Annotated in this window: 18 protein-coding genes; 13 read left to right on the plus strand and 5 right to left on the minus strand. The window is 36.2% G+C overall.

What is annotated here, in order from left to right:
- Nucleotides 1-25 precede the first annotated feature (25 nt).
- The 5 genes from HDE68_RS05470 to HDE68_RS05490 are packed head-to-tail and all read left to right on the plus strand — an operon-like array spanning nt 26 to nt 7,728.
- The gene (locus HDE68_RS05470; RefSeq protein ID WP_183879667.1) at nt 26-2,455 is read left to right on the plus strand and encodes an outer membrane beta-barrel family protein; all 2,430 of its coding nucleotides are present in this window, start codon (nt 26-28) and stop codon (nt 2,453-2,455) included.
- A 4-nt stretch (nt 2,456-2,459) separates the two neighbouring features.
- A complete protein-coding gene (locus tag HDE68_RS05475; protein WP_183879669.1) occupies nt 2,460-3,680 on the plus strand; it encodes a lanthionine synthetase LanC family protein in 1,221 nt (406 codons plus the stop codon).
- Between the two features lie 9 nt (nt 3,681-3,689).
- Nucleotides 3,690-4,055: a hypothetical protein gene (locus tag HDE68_RS05480; protein ID WP_183879671.1), complete on the plus strand. Its 366-nt coding sequence runs from the start codon at nt 3,690-3,692 to the stop codon at nt 4,053-4,055.
- 8 nt (nt 4,056-4,063) lie between these two features.
- On the plus strand, nt 4,064-7,219 hold the full coding sequence (locus HDE68_RS05485; RefSeq protein ID WP_183879673.1) for a lantibiotic dehydratase: 3,156 nt from the start codon (nt 4,064-4,066) through the stop codon (nt 7,217-7,219).
- Nucleotides 7,216-7,728 carry a hypothetical protein gene (locus tag HDE68_RS05490; RefSeq protein ID WP_183879675.1) on the plus strand — a complete coding sequence of 171 codons (513 nt, stop codon included), beginning with the start codon at nt 7,216-7,218 and terminating at the stop codon, nt 7,726-7,728. Before HDE68_RS05485 ends, HDE68_RS05490 begins: the two co-directional genes overlap by 4 nt.
- 2 nt (nt 7,729-7,730) lie before the next feature.
- On the opposite strand, the gene HDE68_RS05495 is transcribed toward HDE68_RS05490, so the two are convergent.
- Both HDE68_RS05495 and HDE68_RS05500 read right to left on the minus strand, forming a co-directional pair.
- Entirely contained in the window at nt 7,731-8,441 is a 711-nt protein-coding gene (locus HDE68_RS05495; RefSeq protein ID WP_183879677.1) for a LytR/AlgR family response regulator transcription factor, read from the minus strand.
- A 61-nt stretch (nt 8,442-8,502) separates the two neighbouring features.
- Complete coding sequence (locus tag HDE68_RS05500) at nt 8,503-9,606, minus strand: sensor histidine kinase (RefSeq protein WP_183879679.1); 1,104 nt, start codon at nt 9,604-9,606, stop codon at nt 8,503-8,505.
- 148 nt (nt 9,607-9,754) lie between these two features.
- Here HDE68_RS05500 and HDE68_RS05505 point away from each other — a divergent pair, with 148 nt between their 5' ends.
- Together HDE68_RS05505 and HDE68_RS05510 are read left to right on the plus strand one after the other, a co-directional pair.
- Nucleotides 9,755-11,965: a peptidase domain-containing ABC transporter gene (locus HDE68_RS05505; protein WP_183879681.1), complete on the plus strand. Its 2,211-nt coding sequence runs from the start codon at nt 9,755-9,757 to the stop codon at nt 11,963-11,965.
- Nucleotides 11,966-11,970: 5 nt separating this feature from the next.
- Nucleotides 11,971-12,999 (plus strand): tetratricopeptide repeat protein, encoded by a 1,029-nt coding sequence (locus tag HDE68_RS05510; RefSeq protein ID WP_183879683.1) that lies wholly within the window; start codon nt 11,971-11,973, stop codon nt 12,997-12,999.
- A 26-nt stretch (nt 13,000-13,025) separates the two neighbouring features.
- On the opposite strand, the gene HDE68_RS05515 is transcribed toward HDE68_RS05510, so the two are convergent.
- Together HDE68_RS05515 and HDE68_RS05520 are read right to left on the minus strand one after the other, a co-directional pair.
- Nucleotides 13,026-13,448, minus strand: coding sequence for an SRPBCC family protein (locus HDE68_RS05515; RefSeq protein ID WP_183879685.1), 423 nt, complete (start codon nt 13,446-13,448; stop codon nt 13,026-13,028).
- Nucleotides 13,449-13,479: 31 nt separating this feature from the next.
- Nucleotides 13,480-14,247, minus strand: coding sequence for a hypothetical protein (locus tag HDE68_RS05520; RefSeq protein WP_183879688.1), 768 nt, complete (start codon nt 14,245-14,247; stop codon nt 13,480-13,482).
- A 193-nt stretch (nt 14,248-14,440) separates the two neighbouring features.
- Between HDE68_RS05520 and HDE68_RS05525 the strand changes: the two genes are divergently transcribed.
- The 3 genes from HDE68_RS05525 (at nt 14,441) to HDE68_RS05535 (ending at nt 17,282) form a co-directional block, all read left to right on the plus strand.
- Complete coding sequence (locus HDE68_RS05525; protein WP_183879689.1) at nt 14,441-14,917, plus strand: hypothetical protein; 477 nt, start codon at nt 14,441-14,443, stop codon at nt 14,915-14,917.
- Nucleotides 14,918-15,394: 477 nt separating this feature from the next.
- Nucleotides 15,395-16,831, plus strand: coding sequence for a chromosomal replication initiator protein DnaA (gene dnaA, locus HDE68_RS05530; RefSeq protein ID WP_183879691.1), 1,437 nt, complete (start codon nt 15,395-15,397; stop codon nt 16,829-16,831).
- Between the two features lie 55 nt (nt 16,832-16,886).
- Entirely contained in the window at nt 16,887-17,282 is a 396-nt protein-coding gene (locus HDE68_RS05535) for a hypothetical protein (protein ID WP_183879693.1), read from the plus strand.
- A 52-nt stretch (nt 17,283-17,334) separates the two neighbouring features.
- On the opposite strand, the gene HDE68_RS05540 is transcribed toward HDE68_RS05535, so the two are convergent.
- Nucleotides 17,335-18,795, minus strand: coding sequence for a tetratricopeptide repeat protein (locus HDE68_RS05540; RefSeq protein WP_183879694.1), 1,461 nt, complete (start codon nt 18,793-18,795; stop codon nt 17,335-17,337).
- Between the two features lie 742 nt (nt 18,796-19,537).
- Between HDE68_RS05540 and HDE68_RS05545 the strand changes: the two genes are divergently transcribed.
- The 3 genes from HDE68_RS05545 to HDE68_RS05555 all read left to right on the plus strand — a co-directional run bounded on the left by HDE68_RS05545 (nt 19,538) and on the right by HDE68_RS05555 (nt 23,662).
- Nucleotides 19,538-21,922, plus strand: coding sequence for a glycosyl hydrolase family 95 catalytic domain-containing protein (locus HDE68_RS05545; protein WP_183879696.1), 2,385 nt, complete (start codon nt 19,538-19,540; stop codon nt 21,920-21,922).
- A gap of 566 nt (nt 21,923-22,488) precedes the next feature.
- Nucleotides 22,489-23,115: an RNA polymerase sigma factor gene (locus HDE68_RS05550; RefSeq protein WP_183879698.1), complete on the plus strand. Its 627-nt coding sequence runs from the start codon at nt 22,489-22,491 to the stop codon at nt 23,113-23,115.
- Between the two features lie 46 nt (nt 23,116-23,161).
- The gene (locus tag HDE68_RS05555) at nt 23,162-23,662 is read left to right on the plus strand and encodes a hypothetical protein (protein WP_183879700.1); all 501 of its coding nucleotides are present in this window, start codon (nt 23,162-23,164) and stop codon (nt 23,660-23,662) included.
- The last annotated feature ends 38 nt before the right edge of the window (nt 23,663-23,700 follow it).

Genomic DNA, 23,700 nt, shown 5'->3' on the forward strand with positions numbered 1-23,700 from the left:
GGGCTAAATTATTAAAACATATCATATGAAATACTTAAAAGGTAAATGTGTAATGATTAGGATGCTAATTTTTATGAGTTTGTTGCTTTTGTCTTTTTACCCTTGTTTTGCACAAAATACAATTAAAGGTAAGGTTGTAGATGAAAACAAAATACCTGTTCCATTTGCAACGATTACCTTAAAGATCAAAGTTGCCGATACACTCACTAAAAGGAATGTTATAAGTAATAATACGGGAGAATTTTCTATTGCTGATATCAGGGATGGCAGCGTAGAGCTTACAGTTTCAAGCGTAGGTTTTATTTCCATTAACCAGACAATTAATTTTGATCAGAATCACCTGGCTAATCTTCCTGAGCTTATGCTGCACGATGACAGACAGACCTTAAGCGGAGTTACTATCTCTGCAAAAAAACCACTTATTCAGCAAAAAACAGATCGGTTAATTATGAATGTACAGGGTAGCGTACTGGCAAGCGGTAACAATGCTTACGATATACTGGCTATGGCGCCCTCAGTTCAGTTAATGAATGGAAAGCTCACCATGGACGGAAAATCTAATGTGTTGATTTTACTTAATGGCAAACGTCTTCCTGGCGCTACATTAGAAAGTGTCCTGGGTTCTTTATCAGGGGAGCAAATTGAGCGTATAGAATTTATAAGCAACCCATCTTCTAAATATGATGCCAGTGCATCGGGCGGTGTAATCGAAATATATACCAAAAGGAATTCACAAATGGGATGGACAGCAAATGCAGGTGGAAATCTTGCCAGGGGATACAGGACAGGAGGGGGAGGAGACGCTGATTTTAGATTAAATACCCAAAAATGGGATTTTGGGGTTTCTGCAAGTTATGTGCAGAAAGGACATATTGAACGTGGATATTCAGACAGAGAGCTTTATCTGGGGAAAACACGAATTGGTGATTTTACCCAGCATATGGATTTGTCTTCAGGCAGTATGACTGACAAAAGCCTGAATGGCAGTATAGGTTATCAAATTAATAAAAATAATACTTTAGGCGCAGATGTAAACTTAATCAGATCTAAATTGAATGGTTCGGGTAATTTAGATGCGGTAATTAACGAAAATCAAAATCGCATAACGACTAATACATTTAATGATGTTTTACTTCAGGTAGGTTTCTCTAACTATAATATTTTTTATAAAGCTGTTCTGGATTCATTGGGATCAAATTTTTTGACTACTGCCAACTATGCACGTTATACGAGCGGACAACAGCAGGAATTTAAGCAGCGTACAATAGATGAAAATGCGGGCAGCATGACTGATTCTCAGTTTAGAAATAATGCGCCTGCCAAATATGATATTTATACAGGAACAGCTGATTATACCAGGAATTTTAAGAATTCTTCTAAACTGGAAGCAGGACTTAAATATACCCTGACCGAAAATCATAGCAACCAGCTTACCGAAGTATATCAGAATGGAACCTGGACTGAAAGTAACAATGGATTAAGGGAACTGGGGTATTCGGAGAAAATTTATGCCGGCTATCTTAATTTTAATCATAAAATCGGTAAATTTTCATTTCAGGCAGGGCTTCGTGCCGAACAAAGTTCTTATAAAGTTACTGGCGGTATTGATTCCAGCTATTTTAACCTGTTTCCAAACTTAAGAATAGATTATAAAGTCTCTAAAGAATATAGTTCATCAGTTGCTTATTCGAGGAATATCAACAGGCCATCTTATGATAATCTGATACCATACGATCTATATATAGATAATTATACAGTGAGCAGGGGTAATGCTTATTTAAGACCAGAATACAAACAGGCATTTTCCTGGAATCACTTATATAAGAAATATAGTTTGCGTTTAGCTTATACAAGAACTTCTGATGCCCTGACCAGTACTTTATTTTATGATGAGCAGAATTTTCGGTTTATTCAGACACAAAGTAATTTTCTGACTCAGAATTTATTTAGTGCAGCACTGTCGGTACCTGTAAAAATCACATCGTGGTGGGATATGAATAACAGAGCTGCAATTTATAGTAAAGATTTAAAGTATCCATCAGCATTTGATCCTAATGAAGTGCTCACAAGGAGCAAAACTTATTATTCACTCCATACCCTGAATACTTTCATTTTTAAAGATGGGCTTTCGGCCGAATTATCAGCCTATTATAACTCTCCAACTATAGATGGTATATATACTTATGGTGCCTACTCTAACGTAAGTGCAGGGTTGAAAAAAACTCTTTTTGCAGGCAGGGGGTCTGTTAAACTTGATGTTTCTGATATTTTTTATCAGAATAATCTTGTGATCTCAACCCATATTATTCCCACTGTTACCTCGGGTATAAACAGGATGGATACCAGAAGGGTGAGATTGAGTTTCCGTTATAGTTTTGGCGGAAATGGAAGTAAGAAAAGACAAAATGAGCATACAAAGGGAAACACAGATGAAATTAACAGATTAAAACTTTAATGATATGGAAGAACTATTGAAAAAATATGATCGTGAGCCAGCTCAAAAAAGCATAGAAGCACTACTAGCTGATATTGTAGCTCATGTAAACGCATTGACACCTGCAGTACTGCATAATTTTGGTCTGGGAACAGGACGTGGAGGGGCTATATTATTAAATTGTCATTATGCCAGGCTAACCGGAAATGATGAGTTTTATGAAGTTGCGGAAAAATTATTGCTTGAATCAATAGATGCACTCAATCCTGTTAAATATAAAGCCATATTATCAAACTATTATGGCGATTTATCAGAATTTGGAACACTGATCAGTTACCTGGAAGAGAATGGACATTTAAATCAGGATACTGGATTTTCATTTTATGAATTTGATAATTTGCTGATTGACAGGGTTCAAACCAATATTGAACAAAAGAATTTTGGAATTGGTACGGGGGCATTAAGTATCAGTTCTTATTTGCTGAGAAGGCTTGACAATTCTCCCGAAGTTTACCGTTGTACACTTGATTTATTCGAAGCCATTTATAAAGCTGCAGAAGGAGATAAAGAGAATGGGTATTACTGGACGACGAATTATTTTGAAGAGCCGAGGGTATATACTGGTTTAGCGCATGGAAACGCAATGATCATTAATTTCCTATGTTCAATTCATGCTAAAGGAATTGAAAAAGAAAGATGTGAAGAACTGATGCGTTATGCCATCAAATTTCTTTTGCTTAATCAAATTGATCCTGTTCAGTATGGCTCAAATTTCCCGCTCTGGGTTGGAAGAAATGAAGAAACTAAAAATCATTGTGTTGTTTATGGAGATATCGGTACGGTGTATGCCATCATAAAAGCGGCACAGATTCTTAAGGATTCTGCATATCTGGCTGAAGCTATTATACTGGCTTATGATACGGTAACCAGGCACCGTAAAGAAGATACAACGCTTTTAGATGCTTCTATTAAGTATGGAGTAAGCTCTCCTTATCTGGTATATAACAGGATCTATCAACTGACAGGAATAGAAGCATTTAAAACAGCTGCTAACTATTGGTTTGATCAGATCAGTGAAATGAATACAGCAGACAATGAATACTTAGGCTTCAATTCTCATTTCTTTAAAAAATATCCGGAAGGCCAGTTGGGTTTTGGATACGGACTTGCCGGGATAGGTTTGGTATTCATGCAGCACCTGTCAGAAGGAGCACTATCAATTAACGAATTTACATGGATACCTTAGTTAAAAGAGATGATACTAACCTGCATAATTATAGAAGACGAGCCATTGGCACAAGAGCTTCTTCAGGACTATATATATAGAAGAAATGATCTGACTCTTTTAGGTAAATTTAATAATGTCAATGACTTTATTAAATTTAAGGAAGAGAAGATTGATTTAATGTTCATGGACATTAAGATAAGGGGGAATGTAAAAAAGGATATAGAAGGTCTTTTTTCAAATGATTGCAGTATCGTACTTGTAACAGCATATACCATTGATCAGCTGAGTGATTATAATTTGAGCCAGATTAGTAATGTACTTTACAAACCAGTATCTTATGAGAAATTTAACCGCTGTATTGATGAGGTTTTATATGAAATAATAAATAAATAATTAAAGATATGCTGAAAGCAAAAATTACTCCTTTCGATTTTTATTTACTGAGAATGCCGGCATTGTCAATAGATAGTTTATTTGCTTTGAACAAGATAACTGATTCTGAGAGTCTGATACAGGCAATCTTCACACTTTATCAGTCTGAAGATTTGCAGGAATCTATTTATCTGGCCAGTCCGGAACTTTATGTTGAATTGGTCAAATGGCTGGAGAACCCACAGGGGGTGAGAAATGAAAGGTTAATGCTTACCTTATATAAGTATCTGCTGCGGATGAGTTCAAGATGTACACCATATGGTTTGTTTGCAGGTTTTGATATGGGGCTGATCACAGCAGAGAAAACCAGCTGGGATTTAAAAAATGAGACAGTGAAGCATAGCCGTCTGGATATGAATTATGTAGCGGAAATTACCTCGGCATTGACACAGCAGTCAGAACTCAAAACTAAATTAACTTTCAATCCTAATAATAGTCTTTATAAAACCAATAATACTTACCGTTATTATGAATATAGACTAAAAAATAAAAAAAGGGAATATTTTTTAGTGTCGATTAAATCCTCAAAATATGTAGAGATGATTTTGAGGACGGCCCAAAATGGAGCAAAGTACCGGGATCTGCAGGATTCATTAATCTCTTTGTCACTTACTGCAGCGCAAGCCACAGAATTTTTGGATGAGATTATTAGCAGTCAGATCATCACATCAGAACTTGAACCTACTATAACTGGCAGAGAATTTTTTGATGTGCTGTTGGATAAATTGCAGGATCTGGATAGTACAAATACTAAACTTCCTGGTTTATTGATGATTAACAGTATTTTGAAAAGAAAGGGAAATCTGGTTAAATCCTGTAAAGAAATAGAATCAATTCTTCAGGAGGATTTCCCCCTGGCAAAAAGTAAAGATCTGGTACAGACTGATCTGGAAATTAAAATGGATAAGAATTCCCTGAATACACAAAGTATAGGAATTCTTTCTAAAGAACTGAATGAGTTAAGCGGACTGTATAAAAGTGATATTTCAAGTGATCTGAAGGTGTTTAAGCAGAAGTTCAGTAAGCGTTATGAGGAACAGGAAATCCCTCTGCTTGAAGCATTGGATACTGAAGCAGGGATCGGTTACGCGAAATTTAGCGGTGCACATGTCAATTATACCCCTTTGATTGACGGATTAGTTTTTCCTGGTAAAAAAGGAGTGGGCAAAGTGAGTTTAACACCTTACAAACAACTGGTTTTTAAAAAGTTTGTTGAAAGTCAGCAGACAGGAAAAGATAAGGTTACTATTAGTCCTGCAGAGCTGGAGGAATTAGGCCCTGTTACTAACAATAAAATGCCGAAAACTTTATTCAGTGTGGGAAGCTTTGTTGCTGCCAGTACTGATGAAATTGATCAGGGTAATTTCAAATTCAATATGACAGTCTTTGGCGGAGCTTCAGCTACCCCTTTGCTTGGAAGATTTGCCCCATCTCTTGATGTGCTGGATCAAAAATTAAAAGAATGTGCAGTTGTGGAGCAGGAAGGTTTGGGCGATGCTATTTTAGCAGAAATTGTCCATCTTCCAGAAGCCAGGATAGGTAATATCCTGCAACGCCCGCAGATCAGACCATTTGAAATTCCTTTTTTGGGCAATTCTTCTGCTGACAGGGACCATCAGATCCCTGTTACTGATTTGTTGATCTCTATCAGGAATGATAAGATTGTACTGCGTTCAAAGAGATTGAATAAAATTATTATCCCCAGACTGAGTTCTGCTCATAATTATGCAAACGGGATTTCCGTCTATAAGTTTCTTTGTGATTTGCAAAGCCAGGGGAGTAATTTCTCCATTTTCTGGGATTGGGACTTCTTAACTCAGCAGGCATTTTTGCCAAGGGTAGAGTATAAGCATATTATTCTCTCCAGAGCCAGATGGCAGCTGAAATCCTCTATATACAATGAGATTAAAGACCTGAAATCTGCTGAAGAGATTATTGATTTTAGAAATAAGTATAAGCTTCCTTCCAAAGTTCTGCTGACGGAAGGAGATAATGAGCTGCTTCTTGATTTTGATTGCCCCCTGGTTATGCCTTTACTGATTCAGCACCTGAAAAAAAAGGATGCCGTATTTTATGAATTTTTACATACTGATCACAGCCAACTGGCAACTGATCATTCCGGGGCAAATTATTTAAATGAAGTAATCCTTCCTTTTTATACTCAAAGTGAGCAGCATAATCAGCAGCATTTGATTCCTAAGAAAGAAAGTGTATTAAAACGTTCTTTTCCCCTGGGAAGTGAGTGGACATATGTGAAAATATATTGTGGCTCAAAATGGGCAGATACTGTTCTGACAGATTATTTACTTCCAATGATCAATGGCATGCTGGAAGATAAACTTATAGAAAAGTGGTTTTTTATTCGCTTCAATGACCCTGAAGGACACCTGAGAGTCAGATTTCTGCATCAGCAAAATACGATAGCTACCGCAGAGCTTATTAATCGTATTCAGCAGGCATTAAATGGACTCTACGACCAGAGAATAGTTTGTAAACTGCAATATGATACTTATGATAGAGAAATAGAGCGTTATGGAGAAAAGACTATGGAGCTTGGTGAGACTATTTTTTATAATGATAGCAAAGCAGTTATTAATTTCCTGAATCTGATTGAGGGTGTTGAAGGTGAAAAATACAGATGGCTGTTTGCCATGAGGGGTGTTGAGCTTTTAATGGCAGATTTTGGAATGAGTCTGGAGCAAAGACAGCAATTAATGGAACAGGCATTTTCTGCTTTCTTTGCAGAATTTGCAGGGAATAAAAGTTTGAATACACAGTTAAATGATAAATTCAGAGAAGTAAGTACAGAACTGAATTTGTTTATGGACCCCTTAAATGATAGTGAGGAAATAGAAGAAGCTGTTGAGTTATTTAATGAGCGTTCACTGAATAATAAAAATGCGCTGGCTGAATTTTATCTTTTAGCGGCAGAGCATCAGGCCGAAACTGACTTTAATTTAATTTTCAGGAGTATTATGCCAAGTTATATACATATGTTTTTAAATAGAATGTTTATAGCAAATCAAAGAATGCATGAACTGGTTGTTTATCATCATATGGCTAAATATTATGCTTCCTTAATAGCACGCAGAAAACATTCACCAATTAAATCTACCATATCATGATCGTTGACCGCCCCCATTTTTCCGCAGAAATAAATGAAATAATAGGTAATCCGCCGCATTGGGTCCATCGCGTAGGAGGGACTTTCCTTTTGTTGATTATTATCGGCTTTGTCACCAGCTCGGCCCTGATTGTTATTCCAAAGCAGCATATCCTGCCTGTGATTTTATATGGACAGCCGGCTGGGAAAGATATTGATTCTGTTCAAAAGGCTTCGGGATTTTTAGTGAAAGGTGTTTTGGATGCGGGTCAGTTAGAAGGATTGAAAAAGGCTGCTGTTGTGCAGGTCGAGATTCCGCTGGATAACAGCTCACAAGATAAAATAAGTTTGAAAGGAAGGTTACTGGATATCATCCCGCCTATAAAAAACGGTAAAATTGCTTATACGGTTAAGCTGGATAAAAAGTCCGCCGATCTGTTAACTGGTAAATTACCGGAAATAGAATCGATCGGCGGAACCCTTATTTTTGAAAGTGAAAAGAGAACATTACTCCAGTCACTCATAGAATAATTTTAATCGGTCTGGAGGCCAAATTGTTTTAGCAAAGCGTCTTTATAAAGCTTTCCAATTGGGATTTTTTCCTTTAAGGTATATAAATCGATTTCATTTCCATTAAATGATTTGATCTCATCCTTTTTGATAATAAATGATTTTTGTATCCTGATGAATTTGTCTTCAGGCAGCTGGTCTTCAATCCGCTTCATCGTAAGGTGTGTTACGATTGTCCGGTCTTTGAGCACCAGCTTTACATAATCCTTCATTCCTTCGACATAGCAGATCTCATCAAACATCACCCGGTGTAACTTGTGACCATCTTTTACAAAAAGATGCTGGTTTTTAGGTACATCAGAAATTTTTCCTTTCTGATAGATTATTTTTGAGGCCTTATTGACAGCTCTCAGGAATCTTTCAAAAGGAAAGGGTTTAACAATATAATCAAGTGCGTCCAAATCAAATCCATCCACTGCATAATTCGGATAGGCAGAGATGAAAATTACATAAGGCGGGTTTTGTAAAGATCTGATGAAATCAATCCCGTTTACTTCTGGCATATGAATATCAGAAAATAACAGATCTACACTATCGCTCTGCATATGCTCCAAAGCATCAAAAACATGCTTACAGCTGGCAATCAGCTCAAGGTTTGGTATTTTACTAATATAATCCTCAATGGTTTCTCTTGCCAGAGGTTCATCATCTATAATCAGGCATTTAATAGTCATTTGTATGAATAGGTTAGATGTGGTTACAATATATGTTATTCCTTTAAGAATATCAAAATCGTTAATTTAATACTAACTGGAGATTTATACTGTAAACTCCATCTTGTATCTGGTTAATCAGTTTGTATTTATTTACGTAGTGAATATTGAGGCGTTTTTTTACATTGGCTACACCGACACCACCAAATTCTTCGGTAGGATACGCATTACCTACGCTGTTGTTTACTTTAAAATGGAGTACGTTGTCTATAACCTCCAATGATATTTCAATCCAGGATGATTCAATGGTGGCATCAATACCATGTTTAAAAGCATTTTCAATAAATGGAAAAAGGATTAAAGGAACAACCAGCATACGGCCAAAATCCTCATTGAAATTAGTTTTGATACTTACATCATTGCCATACCTGATCCTTTCCAGTGCAAGATAATCATTGATGAATTCCACTTCCCTTGATAATAATATTTTATCTACATTGGATTCATACAAAGTATATCTCATCAAATCTGCAAAATGCAGGACCATAGGACCAGTCTTAGGGTCCTGTTTATTGACCATTCTATAGATATTATTTAAGGTATTGAATAAGAAATGGGGGTTGATCTGGGCCTTCAGGAAATTAATTTCAAGATTCAGGTTATCTCTTTCCAGACTAAGCCTTTTATTACTCTGATCAGTAATTAATTTGATCAGTTTTAAGGCTAAGGGTGGGGTAACCAGGTAAAGAAAATCCAGGAAGTAAAAGGAAACTGCCCACCAGGTGAAAATGCCGATAACCTTATGGTCCAAAACTGACATTACATATTTATGCAGCCGCTCTGACTGTTCGAAATTTGCATTGATAATTACACAAAGCAGATAGGTCAGACTTCCATAAAGAAGGTAGGATATTAAACCTGCAATAAGCGCGAGGAGAACTTTTCCTTTAAATAACAGCCTTGGAAGTACATAATAGGAGACTGTATAAAATATGAGTATAATACTGGTCAGGTCTTTGATGACAAAGAGCCAGCCCAGTTGTTTATCGTATCTGTTATATCCATTGAAGTATAAAATGGATAGAAAGGTCCACATCAGTAAGTGAAACAAGATCCTTGTCCGGGTAGAGTATTGTTTATTCCAATCTATTTTTGAGATCCATGCCGGATAATTATTTAGCCTCATTGTAGCGTTAATTGCTTTTGGTCATTAAAAGTAATGTGTTTGTCGAATTTAATTCTGCACTTCTAAAGTACTCCTTTTATTTGTAATACAAACGAATGTTTAATATCGTCTGAATACAACAATCAGTACACCTTTAACTCTAACAATAATGATAAACCAAGTAAAAGCGCTGCGTTTTCCTCATTACAAGCAACATGACATGATGGATTGCGGGCCGACGTGTTTAAAGATAATCAGCAAATTTTACGGAAAGTTTTTTGACCTGGAAAAGATCCGCAAACTAAGTGAGATCGGGAAGACTGGTGTATCGTTGTTAGGGATAAGCAGAGCGGCAGAAAATCTGGGTTTACATACCGTTGGGGGGAATATGACCTACGAAAAACTGCAGGGCAGGCCTGTTTTACCCTGTATCATACACTGGCGGAAAAATCATTTTGTCGTTTTATATAAAATGAGCAGGAAAAAAGTTTATGTATCTGATCCTGGGAGTGGCTTACAGTCTTATTCCAAAGATGAATTCCTGAATAACTGGGCTTATACAAAAATTCAGAATGAGCCGGCCGGTATTGTACTGCTGCTTAAACCAACTACTACGTTTTATGATCTGGAAGAAGATAAAAAAGTTCAGGTGAATGGTATTGGTTATCTTGTTAAACATCTGATGCAATATAAAGCGCTGATCAGACAATTGTTTGCCGGGCTGCTGGCTGGTGCACTCATCCAGCTGATTTTGCCATTTCTGACCAAAGCCCTGGTCGATATGGGGGTTAAAGGCCAGAATATGAATATTATTTATGCTATTCTTCTGGGCCAGTTATTTATTGTATTAGGGCAAACTTCGGTTGAGTTTATCAGAGGATGGATTGTACTGCATATTACTTCGAGAGTTAATGTGGAAGTTTTGTCCGCTTTTTTACATAAACTGTTTCGCCTGCCGCTGACATTTTTTGACAGCAAGTTGAGCGGAGATATTTTACAGCGTATAGAAGATCATAAAAGAATAGAAAACCTGCTGAGTGGTGCTTCTCTGAATACCCTCTTTTCTATTGTTACATTTATCGTATTTAGTTTTGTGCTATTTGCATATAATCCTGTCATTTGTGGTGTGTTTATTAGTGGAAGCCTGATGTATTTCGGATGGCTTTCACTTTTTCTGGCCAAGAGAGAGAAACTTGATTTTAAAAGATTTGATATCACTTCTCAGAACAGATCTAAAACAATGGAGCTGTTGAATGGGATTTGTGAAATCAAAATCAATAATTGCGGCACGCAGAAAATATGGGAATGGGAAGAATTGCAGGCAAGACTATTCAGGTTCAATATACAAACCTTATCCTTAAGCCAGTACCAGCAGATCGGATCTGCTTTCATTAACCAGGCAAAAAACATATTTATTTTATTCCTTGCTGCCCGGTTAGTGATCAAAAATGAAATGACACTTGGTGATATGATGGCTATACAATTTATAGTTGGTCAGATGAATAACCCTATAGCACAGCTCGCGTCATTTATACAGACTTATCAGGAAGCAAAAATAAGTATGGAACGGCTTGGTCAGATCCAGGCGCTGGAAGAAGAAGAGGATGCGCAATACAGTTATATAAATTCATTGCCCGAAGACCGCAGTCTGATTTTTAAGGAGGTAAGCTTTGTCTATCCGGGTGCTGGTAATAAAGTAACCATTGACCAGTTGAATGTAACCATCGAATCTGGTAAAACAACAGCGATTGTTGGTGCCAGCGGAAGCGGAAAAACTACACTATTGAAATTGATGCTGAGAATCTGCAAGCCAACTGAGGGTGAGATTTTTATGGAAAACAATTCTTTTGAGAATATGAGCCCTGATTATTGGAGACAGCACTGTGGGGTTGTACTACAGGACGGTTTTATATTTTCTGACACCATCGCAAATAATATTGCCCTTAATAAAGAGAATCTAAGTTTGGAAAGTTTACAGCGTGCTATCCATATAGCTAATCTCCAGCAATATATCTCTAGCCAGCCATTGGGTTTTCAAACTAAAATCGGCGAAGATGGAAAGGGGATCAGCGGAGGTCAGAAACAAAGGATATTAATTGCCCGCATGGTTTACAAAAATCCCGAATATATTTTTTTGGATGAAGCGACCAGTGCATTGGACGCTTCTAATGAGAAGATCATTATTGAACGTTTAAATACCTTTTTAAAAGGAAAAACAGTTGTAATCGTTGCGCATCGTCTAAGTACAGTGAAGAACGCGGATAATATCATTGTACTGGATAATGGCAGTATTGCAGAGCAGGGCACACATGCTGCACTTGTGGCACAAAGAGGTTATTACTATCAATTAATTAAGAATCAATTAGAACTAGGAAATTAATGATTATGGAAACATTAAATGATTTTATCAGTTTTTTGCAAAACGTTAGTCCTGATGACAATGCAGGCAATAAAAAAAAAGCAGAATATAACGGGGTATTCAGCTTCCTGTTAGGTAAGCAGGATAAAGAGAACACTTTTACAGGGCCACAGATCCATAGGTGTATTGATATTTATTTAGACGCGGTGATTGCTTGCAGAAAGAATGATTTTCAAGAGACAGACCGGCTTCTTGAACAGGCTGATGGCTTACTGGATACTTTACCGGAAAGCCATATTTTGCCTAAAATGTACAAATTATCTGCATGGGGGAATTATTATTATAAACTGGAGCGTTGGGATGAAGCCATAGCATTCATGAAAGAGGGATTGCTGTTAAGTGCTGAAGTGGAACGTCAGGGGTATCCGATTCTGATTTTCAGGAGAATAGAGCAGATTCAGAATATCTCACGTATTTATCAAAAGAAGGGGGATCTGAAAAAAGCTGCAGACCTGCTGAGAAATATCATCATTTTTATCTACTCAGGGAAGGTTGAAGGGTTGATTATTGACGATTGGGATTATGAATTGATTAAGGCTGTTGCCCTGGTACAGGAAAATGCACTTGATTCAGTATTTAATCAGTTAGCTTCATTAAATACTACATTAATGAATACTAAGGATTATGATAACCGGTATTTTGTCCTGAATTTTTTTAAGACATTTTTAGCTGATATGCCAGCTGAATTTTATAACAGGACTATTACCCATAACTGGATGTATGTCAAATACTCTTATTTTAATGTAACGGAAGAAACTTATTTTGAAAATCTAAAGGCTTTTTTGGGAGATCCTGAGATATCTGAGGCCTATGATCACTTCAAGGTAAACCTTTTGGAGCAGGTTATCTTTTATCTGAATAAAGATGATATAGAATATGCCGCTTTTGTTATTGCGCAAATTCAAAAATATGCAGAAACCAATCTGAAAGATTTCTTAGGAAAACCTTACAAGATCAGTTCAGGTAAGGATGTGCTATTAAAAGTTGCTGTTTAAATAATCGATTATACTGAAAGAAGCTTTTAAAAGCTTCTTTCAGTATAATTTTTGAAATTGTCAAGAATTGCCTGCCATCCGCCCTGCTGCATTTCAATTGAATTTTGCTGCTCAGCATCGAAAACCTCTATGATCCGGGTTGTATCGCCTTCACTGATAAAAGAGATTTTTACTTTTCTGCCATCTCCGATTATATATTCTATCAGTTCATGATCCCTCACAGTAGTATATACACCCTCAAAATCAAAGCTAAAACTTCCATCTCTGGCAGCCATAGTGGTCTTGAATTTACCATCTTTGCGCAAATCATTTTCAGCATATGGTGCATGCCACTCCGCTGAGGCGTGGCTCCATTGGGTAATATGTTCTGGCTTATTCCATGATTCCCATACTTTGTCTACGGGTCTGTTAACTGTGGTGCTTACAGTTATTCTATTTGCAGTTTCCATAATTGTTTTTTTATGTTTGATCAGGATCTGTTTATTTCAATGAAGAAGTTGTGCTGGTTTTATCCATAGCGGTCTTGTAATAATAATAGATAGAAGAAGCTATGATGGATGAAATTGTACAGCCAAAAAATAGAAAGCCTAACTGGTTCAATAAAAATTTCTGATTAAAAAGTATTGAAACAGTTACTCCGGAGTTCATATTCGTATATTCTATAAAAAATAATAACATCCCTAAAGTAACTGCCAGAAAAAATGCTGGCCACGTAAACAGGAGAGCGGTTTTAAAGATTTCGTTTTTAAGTAAAGGAGGTTTTATCTTGTGTAGTGCCCAGATAGAGGAAGCGATCATTATACACCAGAATAGTACGCTTTGAACCCTATAGAATGTTGAAACCAGGTTATTGGCTCCCGGGGCCAGTAATTGTGAATTGATCAGCAGGTTTATTACCGCTTTACACAGGGTGGCAAAAGTTATCAGAATAAGGACTGTTCTGAAGATTAAAACCAGCCTGAGTTTATTGCTCTGTGCAGATTTTAGCTGATGCTGAAGCAATAAAAAAAAGGTTAGCAGCACTGCTATAAAATAAAGTTCAGACCATTTAAAATCTTTGTAAAGGCCAAGGTGAAGGGCTGTAAGGTATATTATTAATGATAATCCGCCGCAAATCCAGGCGATTATCTCCACAGCAGTTTTATTTGTGAAAAATACAGTAATAGAGAGAATCAAGCCTAAAAGCAGTATACCGGCAGCACCTGCACCCAGTATAAGTATGAAAAAATAGTCGCCTGATAGATACATATGCTGATTGTATAGTTTAAAAGGTCCAATTTATTGATTAAATCCGGTAATTATCTCCTGATCTTATTCCTTTTTTCTACTTAAAACGTTGGATTGAGGATAATTACCCTTCACAAATTTTAACAAAGTGTAACCTTGCTTAACATTACTATGGCGGATCTTTAGTTTATAAATAAATTAATTGATCAGCATCATGAAAAAACAAATTTTAAGTTTGGCTTTGATGGCCATTGGATCTGTGACTGTATATGGGCAGGAAATGCAGCGTATGAGTGCCGTTTCGGCTGCAACAACAGATGTTGTTACGGATAATAAGCCTGCGGCCACTCAAGCATACCATATTCTTGATCTCCGGAAAATGGACCTTGATAAAGGAAATAACCTGACCAGGTTAAAGATTCAGCCTGCTCCTGATGATCGTACTTTCAGAAACAGACTTGCTGCGGATGGAAATCAGCAGGAGTTTGTTTTTATAAGTAAAGAACCAGGCATGCAAAAGTTAGTCATTCTTTTACCAAAAGGTATGGTTTTGGCAAATACTTATAGCTACAGGCTTCCTGCAATCACTCCGAGAATTCCTGCTGATGAGTTAAAGAAGCTGAGTACTACAAAAGTGTATGATGAAAATACAAATGTAGAAAGCATTCCTGCAAAGACAATTCAAGAGTAGCCGTTAAATTATGGGAAGATAGCCTCCTGATTATTTTCCCATAATTAAGCATGTATTTACTGATGTGTATAACCTGAATTATTTGCGATACAAATTGCACATATTTTTGACCTTCTTTCCAAAATATGATGGAGCAAATTCAATAATTGGAATTTTTAAAAGTTATTAACAACCCATTCTTTCCCATCAGAATTTACCCTAACTGGTTGATAGCTATTAGTTTTTTACTACCTGCTTCAAGTGGTTAATAACCTCATAAAGTTGTTAACAGACCTTTAGTTAACAACACCTGTTGGTAACCCATACTTATCCACATTATGGTCAAAAAAAAATAGCTAAACAATTGCTTTTTAGCTGCTTACTGCTGGGTATAAGTTTATGTTTTTTTGTTGGTAATTTTCTGGATCTTCGCAATCCCCAAAAGGAAGGAAGCTTTTTTTCGGGCCAGTAACATTACCAATAACAATAAAAAAAACTATGCAGAATACTTGTACAACAGTGTGGAATAACTCGCTTCAAACGATTAAGGCTAATATCCCGAATCAAAGTTATAAGACTTGGTTCGAACCGATCTCAGCACTAAAATTAGAAGGTAATGTTTTAACTGTTCAAGTACCAAGTTTATTTTTCTATGAATGGTTAGAAGAACATTATGTAGGGCTTTTACGTAAAACTGTAAAGCAGGAGTTAGGGGACGAGGGACGTTTGGAATATAATATTGTTGTAGACAATAAACCTTCAAAAAGCAATACTCCTTATATCGCGGCCAGTAGTCCGAATAATACAAATACTATCGCTTCAAAGGCACAGGCGATACCAACGCCAGCACCGATCAGCAAGGATCTTAGAAATCCATTTGTGATTCCTGGGTTGAAAAAACTGAACGTTGACCCTCAGTTAAACTCTAATTATACTTTAGAGAATTATATCGAAGGTGATTGTAATCGTTTAGCGCGCTCTGCGGGCTTCGCAGTTGCAGCAAAACCTGGCGCAACATCATTCAATCCATTGATGATTTATGGTGCCGTAGGATTGGGGAAAACGCATTTGGCTCAGGCAATTGGAAACGAAATCAAACGTACTTATCCCGATAAACTTGTCATTTTTGTATCCTGCGAAAAATTCTGTCAGCAGTTTGTAGAATCATTGAAAAATAATACGATCAATGACTTCGTTAACTTCTACCAGGCAATGGATGTAATTATCATGGATGATATCCATAATTTTGCAGGGAAAGAGAAAACACAAGATATTTTCTTCCATATCTTTAATCATTTGCACCAGTCGGGTAAACAAATTATCATTACTTCAGATAAAGCGCCAAAAGACTTATCAGGTTTGGAAGAACGTTTGCTTAGTCGTTTCAAATGGGGTTTATCGGCAGATTTACAAATTCCTGATTTAGAAACAAGAATTGCTATTCTGAGAAAGAAAATGGCTTCTGATGGTATCGATTTACCAGCTGAGGTTGTAGAATATGTAGCGCATAATATTGATAATAACGTCCGCGAATTAGAAGGAGCAATGGTTTCTCTATTAGCGCAGGCTACTTTAAATAAGAAAGAAATTGATCTGGCCCTGGCTAAATCAATGCTGAAAAACTTTATCAAGAATACATCCAAAGAGATTTCAATGGAATATATCCAGAAATTAGTTTGTGAATATTTTGAAGTTCCGGTTGATCTTGTAAAATCACCTACACGTAAACGTGAAGTCGTACAAGCAAGACAAATCTCTATGTACCTGTCTAAAAGCCTGACTAAATCTTCATTGAAGAGTATCGGTGCATTTTATGGCGGAAGAGATCACTCTACAGTAATCTATGCTTGTCAAACCGTAGAAGATCTGATTGATAGTGATAAGAAATTCAAAGGATATGTAACTGATATCCAGAAGAAATTAAAGATGAGTTAATTCAAACCAACAAAGCTTTATAATGAATTTAAATGCCAGCACAATAATAATCTCATTGATTGTTATACTTGCGATCCCATATTTTATTTATGTGATCAGAAAAGTACAGAACCATAGTATTCCTTTCATCAAGGCTCTAAATCCTTTCTATACAAAGGAAATGAATGAAGCTGTTCAGTTGAAAGCAAGTTTATCTCCTATCCTAAGAGAGATGGAGACTCAGGACGTGGCCAGATTTATTAAGCACTGGACTGCGAAATTTGAAAATGATAGTTTATCAGAACAAGATGTAATTGCATTGAATGCTAAAATCGAAGAAGGCAGACAGGATCAGGTTAACGGGATTCTTGCCCTGCATCCGGAAGCCAGAAACCAGTTTCAAAAAATCAATGAAAAACTGAAAAATGATACTGTTGCTGAGCCAAAGACAGCGGCAGAAGTTTTAGTCTGAAATAGAATTATTAAGGATCAGGATTTTAACTGGTGCTAACCAAAAAGCTGGATCATGTACATGATTCAGCTTTTTCATTTAGTTTGGCTGCAATACTTTTGATCGAAATATCAAGTTTTTCAGCAGAATCAAAGAGCGCATCTTCAAACTCAAAATACGTTTCATTCCTGTCTTCACTTACCTTGATCACCATAATTATTCCTAATATGTTGCTCAGGTACCTCCTGATCTCATGAGAATTTATAAAGGAAATTTCACTGCTTAATTTGTTGAACATCAGCTGATCATACTTCTTCTTGATTTTCAAAGATCTGTAAAGAAAGATAAAAGTCAGGATAATCATACCGGCAACTGCTGCAAATAAGAAGAGGTAATTTTGCCGGACCTCCAGATTTTCCTGGGCAACTATATATTTTTTCTTAATCTCATCATATTTTAAAAGGTTCAGGATACTTCCTGTCTTCATCGTTTTTAGCGTATTTAAAGAAGATTGGTCTGTTCCCTTTTTATAATACTGAGCAGATAAATCGAACTGTTTCTCCTTCAGATAGGCATCACCCATTAAACTGAATAACCTGGATCTCATATAACCCAGATTCTTCAGGTCTGTGGAACATAATAATTTAAAAATTATTTCTTTAGCCTTTGCTGTTTGATTAAATACCAGGTATGTTTCAGCTAAATGAAGATAGGAGTGTAGTTTATCAGTGTCACCAGGGCTATCAGCAAGTATTTTGATTTCGTTAATAGCTTCTTTATCATTTTTCAATAAAAGAGTCATGTATTTGAGGCGATGATCAACCATTGGGTCAGAAGATCTTATTCCTGCTATTTTTGCTGCATAATACTGTAAAGAATCCAGGTTTTTTAAATGAAAATAGGCGATAGCTTTATTTTCATAGAGGAGATTAGGAATGTACTTTTTTTCTTGCTGAACAGCGAGGCTATAAGCCATATCCAAAGCATTTATTGCTTCTTCGAATAAATTACTTTTGATATAAAGATCGGCAATATGGGTGTAGTTTAATACCAGTTTATTGATGTCCTTTGGTTTCTGTAAGTGTTTCTGTATAATCAGATAACTTTCCATAGCCCGCATGTAATTCTCCAGATCAGTATCAATAAAAGCTAAAGTCCGGAGCAGTCTTATAAATTTGGGGTTTTCCTGTGTAATTTCATCAAGCGCTTTAATAATATAATGTCTGGCTTTTTCTAGTTTTAATAATCTCTTGGCATATAAAGCTTCAATTTCGTAGGTTAATGCTTTTTTATCAGAAAGATTGCTTTTTAAAATCTCAGATAATAATATTTCTTTGTTATCAGCAAGACTTTCTTCTCTTGCCAGCTTAATATAAGATGTAATCAGGTTTTCTATTAGCACATCTGCCTTGGGTGAAGGGGAATTAACTGCCGTTTTTATTTTATCCTGGAGGCTGTTACCAGCATAGAGGAACAAAGGGAAGAATGATAATACTAATATTGAAATGACAGTCGTCTTGATGATTGTCTTCATTTATGCTAATTTAAATTGCTGTGATAAGGGGCTTATTTAAAAATAGTGAAGCAGAACCAATGTTTAACAAAATATTAATTTTAATATTTAAAAAAATGCTTAATTCATAGAATGTCGCCTGTATACATGGTTTTTTTCGATAGAAAAGGTAAACATGATCATAATCTGCCAGTCGGTTAGTCTTCGGCTGGCGGGAATATAAATTTATGGACTTAATCAGTTGATGTTATTTCTGTTTAATATTTTTCTATTAAAATTAAACATTTTTATTTCAATTTCTTCTGTGTAAGATGCTGTGTTTTTTTTCTGAAAAGATTTATAGAAAGCAGAATAGGAGCTGCTTTATATTGAATTTAAGATTGGATTATTTAAAATTTGAAGCCTATTATATAAATAACTGGTTAATTATGTTAATTTTCCATTAGGTGTAAGGTTTTAAAATATGTGCTTAAATTTATCTTTAAAATTTCTCTTGAGCTAATTTGTTATAAATGAGTGTTATATATGATTGGTTTTGGGTTGCTTGTGAATATTTGATTTAACTCTAAGCCACAAAGTTTTATAATGAATTTAAATAGCTAAACTTTTCTGCTAATAATCGTTTAAGGCTATATTGTTTAATCATTGGCCAATAATATAAATTAATATGTTCAGTTATTCCTTAATTTAGTTTTAAATCTGGCTGGTTTGCATATTACCGGCCGATTCTAATTGCTAATACTAACCAGATAATAGACCCCAGATGAAGAAACGCTTTCTTTTTGCAGCTGTTTTAATCCTATTCATTAATCAGCTTTTTGCGCAACAAAACAACCATAAACTTTTATATGATCAACCCGCCAGGCAGTTTGAAGAAGCATTGCCTCTGGGAAATGGGAGGCTTGGCGTAATGGTTTATGGAGGGGTAAATACGGAGCGGTTTTCTCTGAATGAAGCGACATTGTGGGCAGGAGGGCCAATCAATCCGGATATGAACCCTAAGGCAAAAACGTATCTGGAGCCTGTGCGCAAAGCACTATTTGCTGAAAACTATAAAAAAGCAGATTCACTGGTACGTTTTATGCAGGGCAGTTTTTCAGAATCTTATGCGCCATTAGGAAATCTGTTTTTTGATTTTAAGCATAGGGGAGAAACCAGTGGCTATAAAAGGGAACTGGATATACAAAATGCAATCACCAGAATAAGTTATGTAATTAATGGGACTACTTATACCCGGGAAACTTTTATTTCACATCCTGATCAGTTAGTTGTGGTCAGGTTTACTGCGAGTGGGGAAGATAAGCTTGATTTTACCTGTCGTTTAAACAGTCTGCTGAAGCATAGTGTCTCCCGTTCAGGCAAGAGCCTGCTGATGAAGGGTTTTTCGCCTGTGCATATTTCTCCTCTTAATCATGGTAATGAAGTCATTTGGGACGATGTAAATGCGATGCGTTACAGCGCACAGGTTAAAGTGCTTAAGACAGATGGTGAGGTCGTTATAAAAGATAGTTCCCTGACTATTTCTGGTGGTAGAGAAGCGGTAATTCTGCTATCTATGGCCACCAGTTACAATGGATTTGATGTGAATCCCGGAACACATGGAAAAGATGAGCTAAAAGCAGCTGCAGGTTATTTACAGAAAGCAGGAAGTTATGCTTTGCTATTGAAAAATCATATCAGTGATTTCAGAAAGTATTATGATCGTGTCGGGATCAGTCTGGGTGACGGGGATAAAGCCGGCATGAATACAGTGGATAGGTTAAATGCCTTTGCAGCAGGTAAAAATGATAATGCTCTGGTCGCTTTGTATTATCAATATAGCAGGTATCTTTTAATAAGTTCTTCCAGGGCAGGTGGTCAGTCAACAAACCTTCAGGGAATATGGAATGAGAAAGTACAGCCACCATGGAGCAGTAATTATACAACAAATATCAATGCAGAAATGAATTACTGGGGGGTTGAGACAGCAAATCTGCCTGAGATGCACCAGCCTCTTCTCGACTTCATAGGGCGTTTAGCTAAAACCGGAGCCGTGACAGCAAGAAATTACTATGGGGCAGGGGGATGGGTCCTGCATCATAATACAGATATATGGGCAATGACTAATCCTGTTGGGGATTTTGGAAAAGGAAGTCCTTCGTGGGCAAACTGGCCGATGGGTGGGAACTGGATGGCCACCCATCTTTGGGAGCATTATGCCTTTACACAAGATATAGAATACCTTAGAGAGCAGGCGTACCCATTAATGAAAGGGGCTGTACAATTTTGTCTGGATTTTCTAACAACAGATAAAAGAGGTAATTTAATTACAGCACCCTCTACTTCACCAGAAAATTATTACATAACCCCAAGGGGGTATACTGGTGCGGTATTATACGGAGGTACAGCAGATCTGGCTATTATCAGAGAATTGTTTAACGATTACGTAAAAGCCAGCGATATTTTGAATGCTGACCCCGATATGCGTACTAAGGTTAAGAGTGCTTTAAAAAAAATGCTGCCCTATCAGATTGGAAAAGAAGGGAATTTGCAGGAATGGTACTATGACTGGAAAGATGAGGATCCAAAACACAGACATTTATCACATCTGTTTGGTGCGTATCCAGGTTACTCTATTACCTCAGCACAGCATCCATTATTAGCAGATGCGGTACGTAAGACATTGACTGCCCGTACAAATGATGGTACCGGCTGGGCTATTACATGGAGGATTAATTTATGGGCCAGGATGCAGAATGGAGAAAGGGCATATGATGCATTGAAGAAACTGCTTCGTTTTGTTGGGAGTGGGGCAGAAGTTAAGATGCAGGGTGGTGGTACTTATGCGAATTTATTTTGCGCGCACCCGCCATTTCAGATAGATGGGAATTTTGGAGGGGGAGCTGGGATAGCAGAGATGATATTGCAAAGTCATCAGGGGTTTATCGATTTGCTGCCTGCTATTCCGGTAGAATGGAAAGAAGGTAAGGTGAAAGGATTAGTTGCCAGAGGTGGGTATTTAATGGATTTGGAGTGGAAAGAGGGAAAATTAGTTTCTGCAGTACTAAAAGCTAAAAATAGTGGCATGTGTAAAGTTAAATATAGAAATAGAATGATTGAGATTTCTGTAGTTGCGGGAAAAAAATACGTGCTAAATCAATTAATCTAATATACCGGGATTATCTCCCGGTATATTTTTGTGTTTTTATCTCTATTTCTCAATTCACCGGCCGGTGATAAATTTTTGCCCGTTCACCTAAGGCAACTGTCAATTGGTGTAATAATAATTAGATTTAGTTTTTTATGATTTAACTTTAAGGCATCTCTTGGTTTATCAGGGTTAATTTGTGCTTGCCGGATAGGTGTTGAAAATATATATCTGTTCTGTAAGTCATTGATAATGTTTATTCTGAGTGATGTAAAGCTTGAAAGTTATTTATAGGTAGAATTAGTTTGAAGCTTTTTTTTTGATAGGTTAACGCTCCACGATTACATTAAATTAATATGAATTATTGACAGCATTTTTATGTTTTCAATACGATTGGAAAATTATCCTGCCTCAGAAAAAATAAGCTGAAAACTATAATTTAAATGCTATTATTACTGATTTGTTTATTTATCTATTGTTTCTGTTAATATAATTTGTTAATAATAATTAGTTATTGAATTAATAATATATTAATATCTATTGCTTTACTTTATATAAAATATTAATATAATAAATTATTCAATAATATGATCAGGTTAAAAGGGAGCGATTTAAAACATATCTGGAAATCTTTTACAATATCAGAAGGAGAAGATGATTTTTATACTATATATTCACATTATCATCATTATCTTAGTTATATAGGCTATAAAAGATACTTTTCTGAAGATGTAGTGAAAGATGCAATTAATGATGTTTTCCTGTATTTATGGGAAAATAAGTCAGATCTTCAAACTGTTAACAATTACCACAATTATATTATTACTTGTTTTCTTAGAAAATTATATCGTAAAAATATAATAGCTCCTGAGGAAATGGACGAATTGCAGGATGTGCCAATTATGTTGCTATCTCCCTCTGTAGAAGATCAGTATATCCAGCAGGGTATGAATGGGACTGTGATTCAAATTGTTAAAGATCATATTAATCAGCTCGCAGCCAAGCAGCGCAATATGGTTTATCAGAAATTTTATCTTGGTTTATCTTATCAGGAAATTGCAATTACTAATAAAGTTTCTATTAATACAGTTTATAATACTATTTACAAAGCTATTGATAAACTAAAATCAACGATCACTAAAGAGCAGGAGACTTATCTTTTGATTGCAATAGGGACGATGATTTTATTTTTTTTATTTTTTCAAATACAGTAGTGAAAAAGTAAAGTTTCCTACTCTATTAAGAAAAATAATTAAGCAGATGCAGGAAAAACACTTGAATGAACTGTTGAAAAATGAAACATTCATTAATTACTGTTTAAAGAGAAATAAGCAGGATATCAATGACTGGGAAATCAGGATACAGGAAAACCCTGAAACCAAAGCTCAACTCGAGGAATTAAAGGTCTTAGTTCTTGCAATGGGACATCATGCAGGGCAAAAAGCGATCGCACAGAATTACCTGAAATTACGCAACCTCATTAACCAGGGATATGCGCTGAAAAAAAGATATATCCTTTTCTTTTTTGGATGGATAAGTTCTGCAGCAGCAATTATTGTACTTCCTGTCTTTTTTGTCTTTTACAGTCTGACAAGCAATGTTTTGCGGCAAAGTCTAAGCGTGATTCGCTTTTTAGATACTTATTCTGTTAAACACAATGTATTTCATAAACCGGCAGGCCACCCGGAAAATTCTTTAATATACTCTGCTAAATATCGCCCTGATGACTATGCATTTAATCATGTCAGTAAGGTCATGTAGAAAAATTAAAATTAAATTTTCACCTCACATCTTTAAAC

Source organism: Pedobacter cryoconitis, assembly GCF_014200605.1.
Classification (GTDB): Bacteria; Bacteroidota; Bacteroidia; order Sphingobacteriales; family Sphingobacteriaceae; genus Pedobacter; species Pedobacter cryoconitis_B.

Coding starts and splice junctions, on each gene's coding strand:
- HDE68_RS05470 (WP_183879667.1), top strand. CDS start 26: ATGAAATACTTAAAAGGTAAATGTGTAATGATTAGGATGCTAATTTTT.
- HDE68_RS05475 (WP_183879669.1), top strand. CDS start 2,460: ATGGAAGAACTATTGAAAAAATATGATCGTGAGCCAGCTCAAAAAAGC.
- HDE68_RS05480 (WP_183879671.1), top strand. CDS start 3,690: ATGATACTAACCTGCATAATTATAGAAGACGAGCCATTGGCACAAGAG.
- HDE68_RS05485 (WP_183879673.1), top strand. CDS start 4,064: ATGCTGAAAGCAAAAATTACTCCTTTCGATTTTTATTTACTGAGAATG.
- HDE68_RS05490 (WP_183879675.1), top strand. CDS start 7,216: ATGATCGTTGACCGCCCCCATTTTTCCGCAGAAATAAATGAAATAATA.
- HDE68_RS05495 (WP_183879677.1), bottom strand. CDS start 8,441: ATGACTATTAAATGCCTGATTATAGATGATGAACCTCTGGCAAGAGAA.
- HDE68_RS05500 (WP_183879679.1), bottom strand. CDS start 9,606: ATGAGGCTAAATAATTATCCGGCATGGATCTCAAAAATAGATTGGAAT.
- HDE68_RS05505 (WP_183879681.1), top strand. CDS start 9,755: ATGATAAACCAAGTAAAAGCGCTGCGTTTTCCTCATTACAAGCAACAT.
- HDE68_RS05510 (WP_183879683.1), top strand. CDS start 11,971: ATGGAAACATTAAATGATTTTATCAGTTTTTTGCAAAACGTTAGTCCT.
- HDE68_RS05515 (WP_183879685.1), bottom strand. CDS start 13,448: ATGGAAACTGCAAATAGAATAACTGTAAGCACCACAGTTAACAGACCC.
- HDE68_RS05520 (WP_183879688.1), bottom strand. CDS start 14,247: ATGTATCTATCAGGCGACTATTTTTTCATACTTATACTGGGTGCAGGT.
- HDE68_RS05525 (WP_183879689.1), top strand. CDS start 14,441: ATGAAAAAACAAATTTTAAGTTTGGCTTTGATGGCCATTGGATCTGTG.
- dnaA (WP_183879691.1), top strand. CDS start 15,395: ATGCAGAATACTTGTACAACAGTGTGGAATAACTCGCTTCAAACGATT.
- HDE68_RS05540 (WP_183879694.1), bottom strand. CDS start 18,795: ATGAAGACAATCATCAAGACGACTGTCATTTCAATATTAGTATTATCA.
- HDE68_RS05545 (WP_183879696.1), top strand. CDS start 19,538: ATGAAGAAACGCTTTCTTTTTGCAGCTGTTTTAATCCTATTCATTAAT.
- HDE68_RS05550 (WP_183879698.1), top strand. CDS start 22,489: ATGATCAGGTTAAAAGGGAGCGATTTAAAACATATCTGGAAATCTTTT.
- HDE68_RS05555 (WP_183879700.1), top strand. CDS start 23,162: ATGCAGGAAAAACACTTGAATGAACTGTTGAAAAATGAAACATTCATT.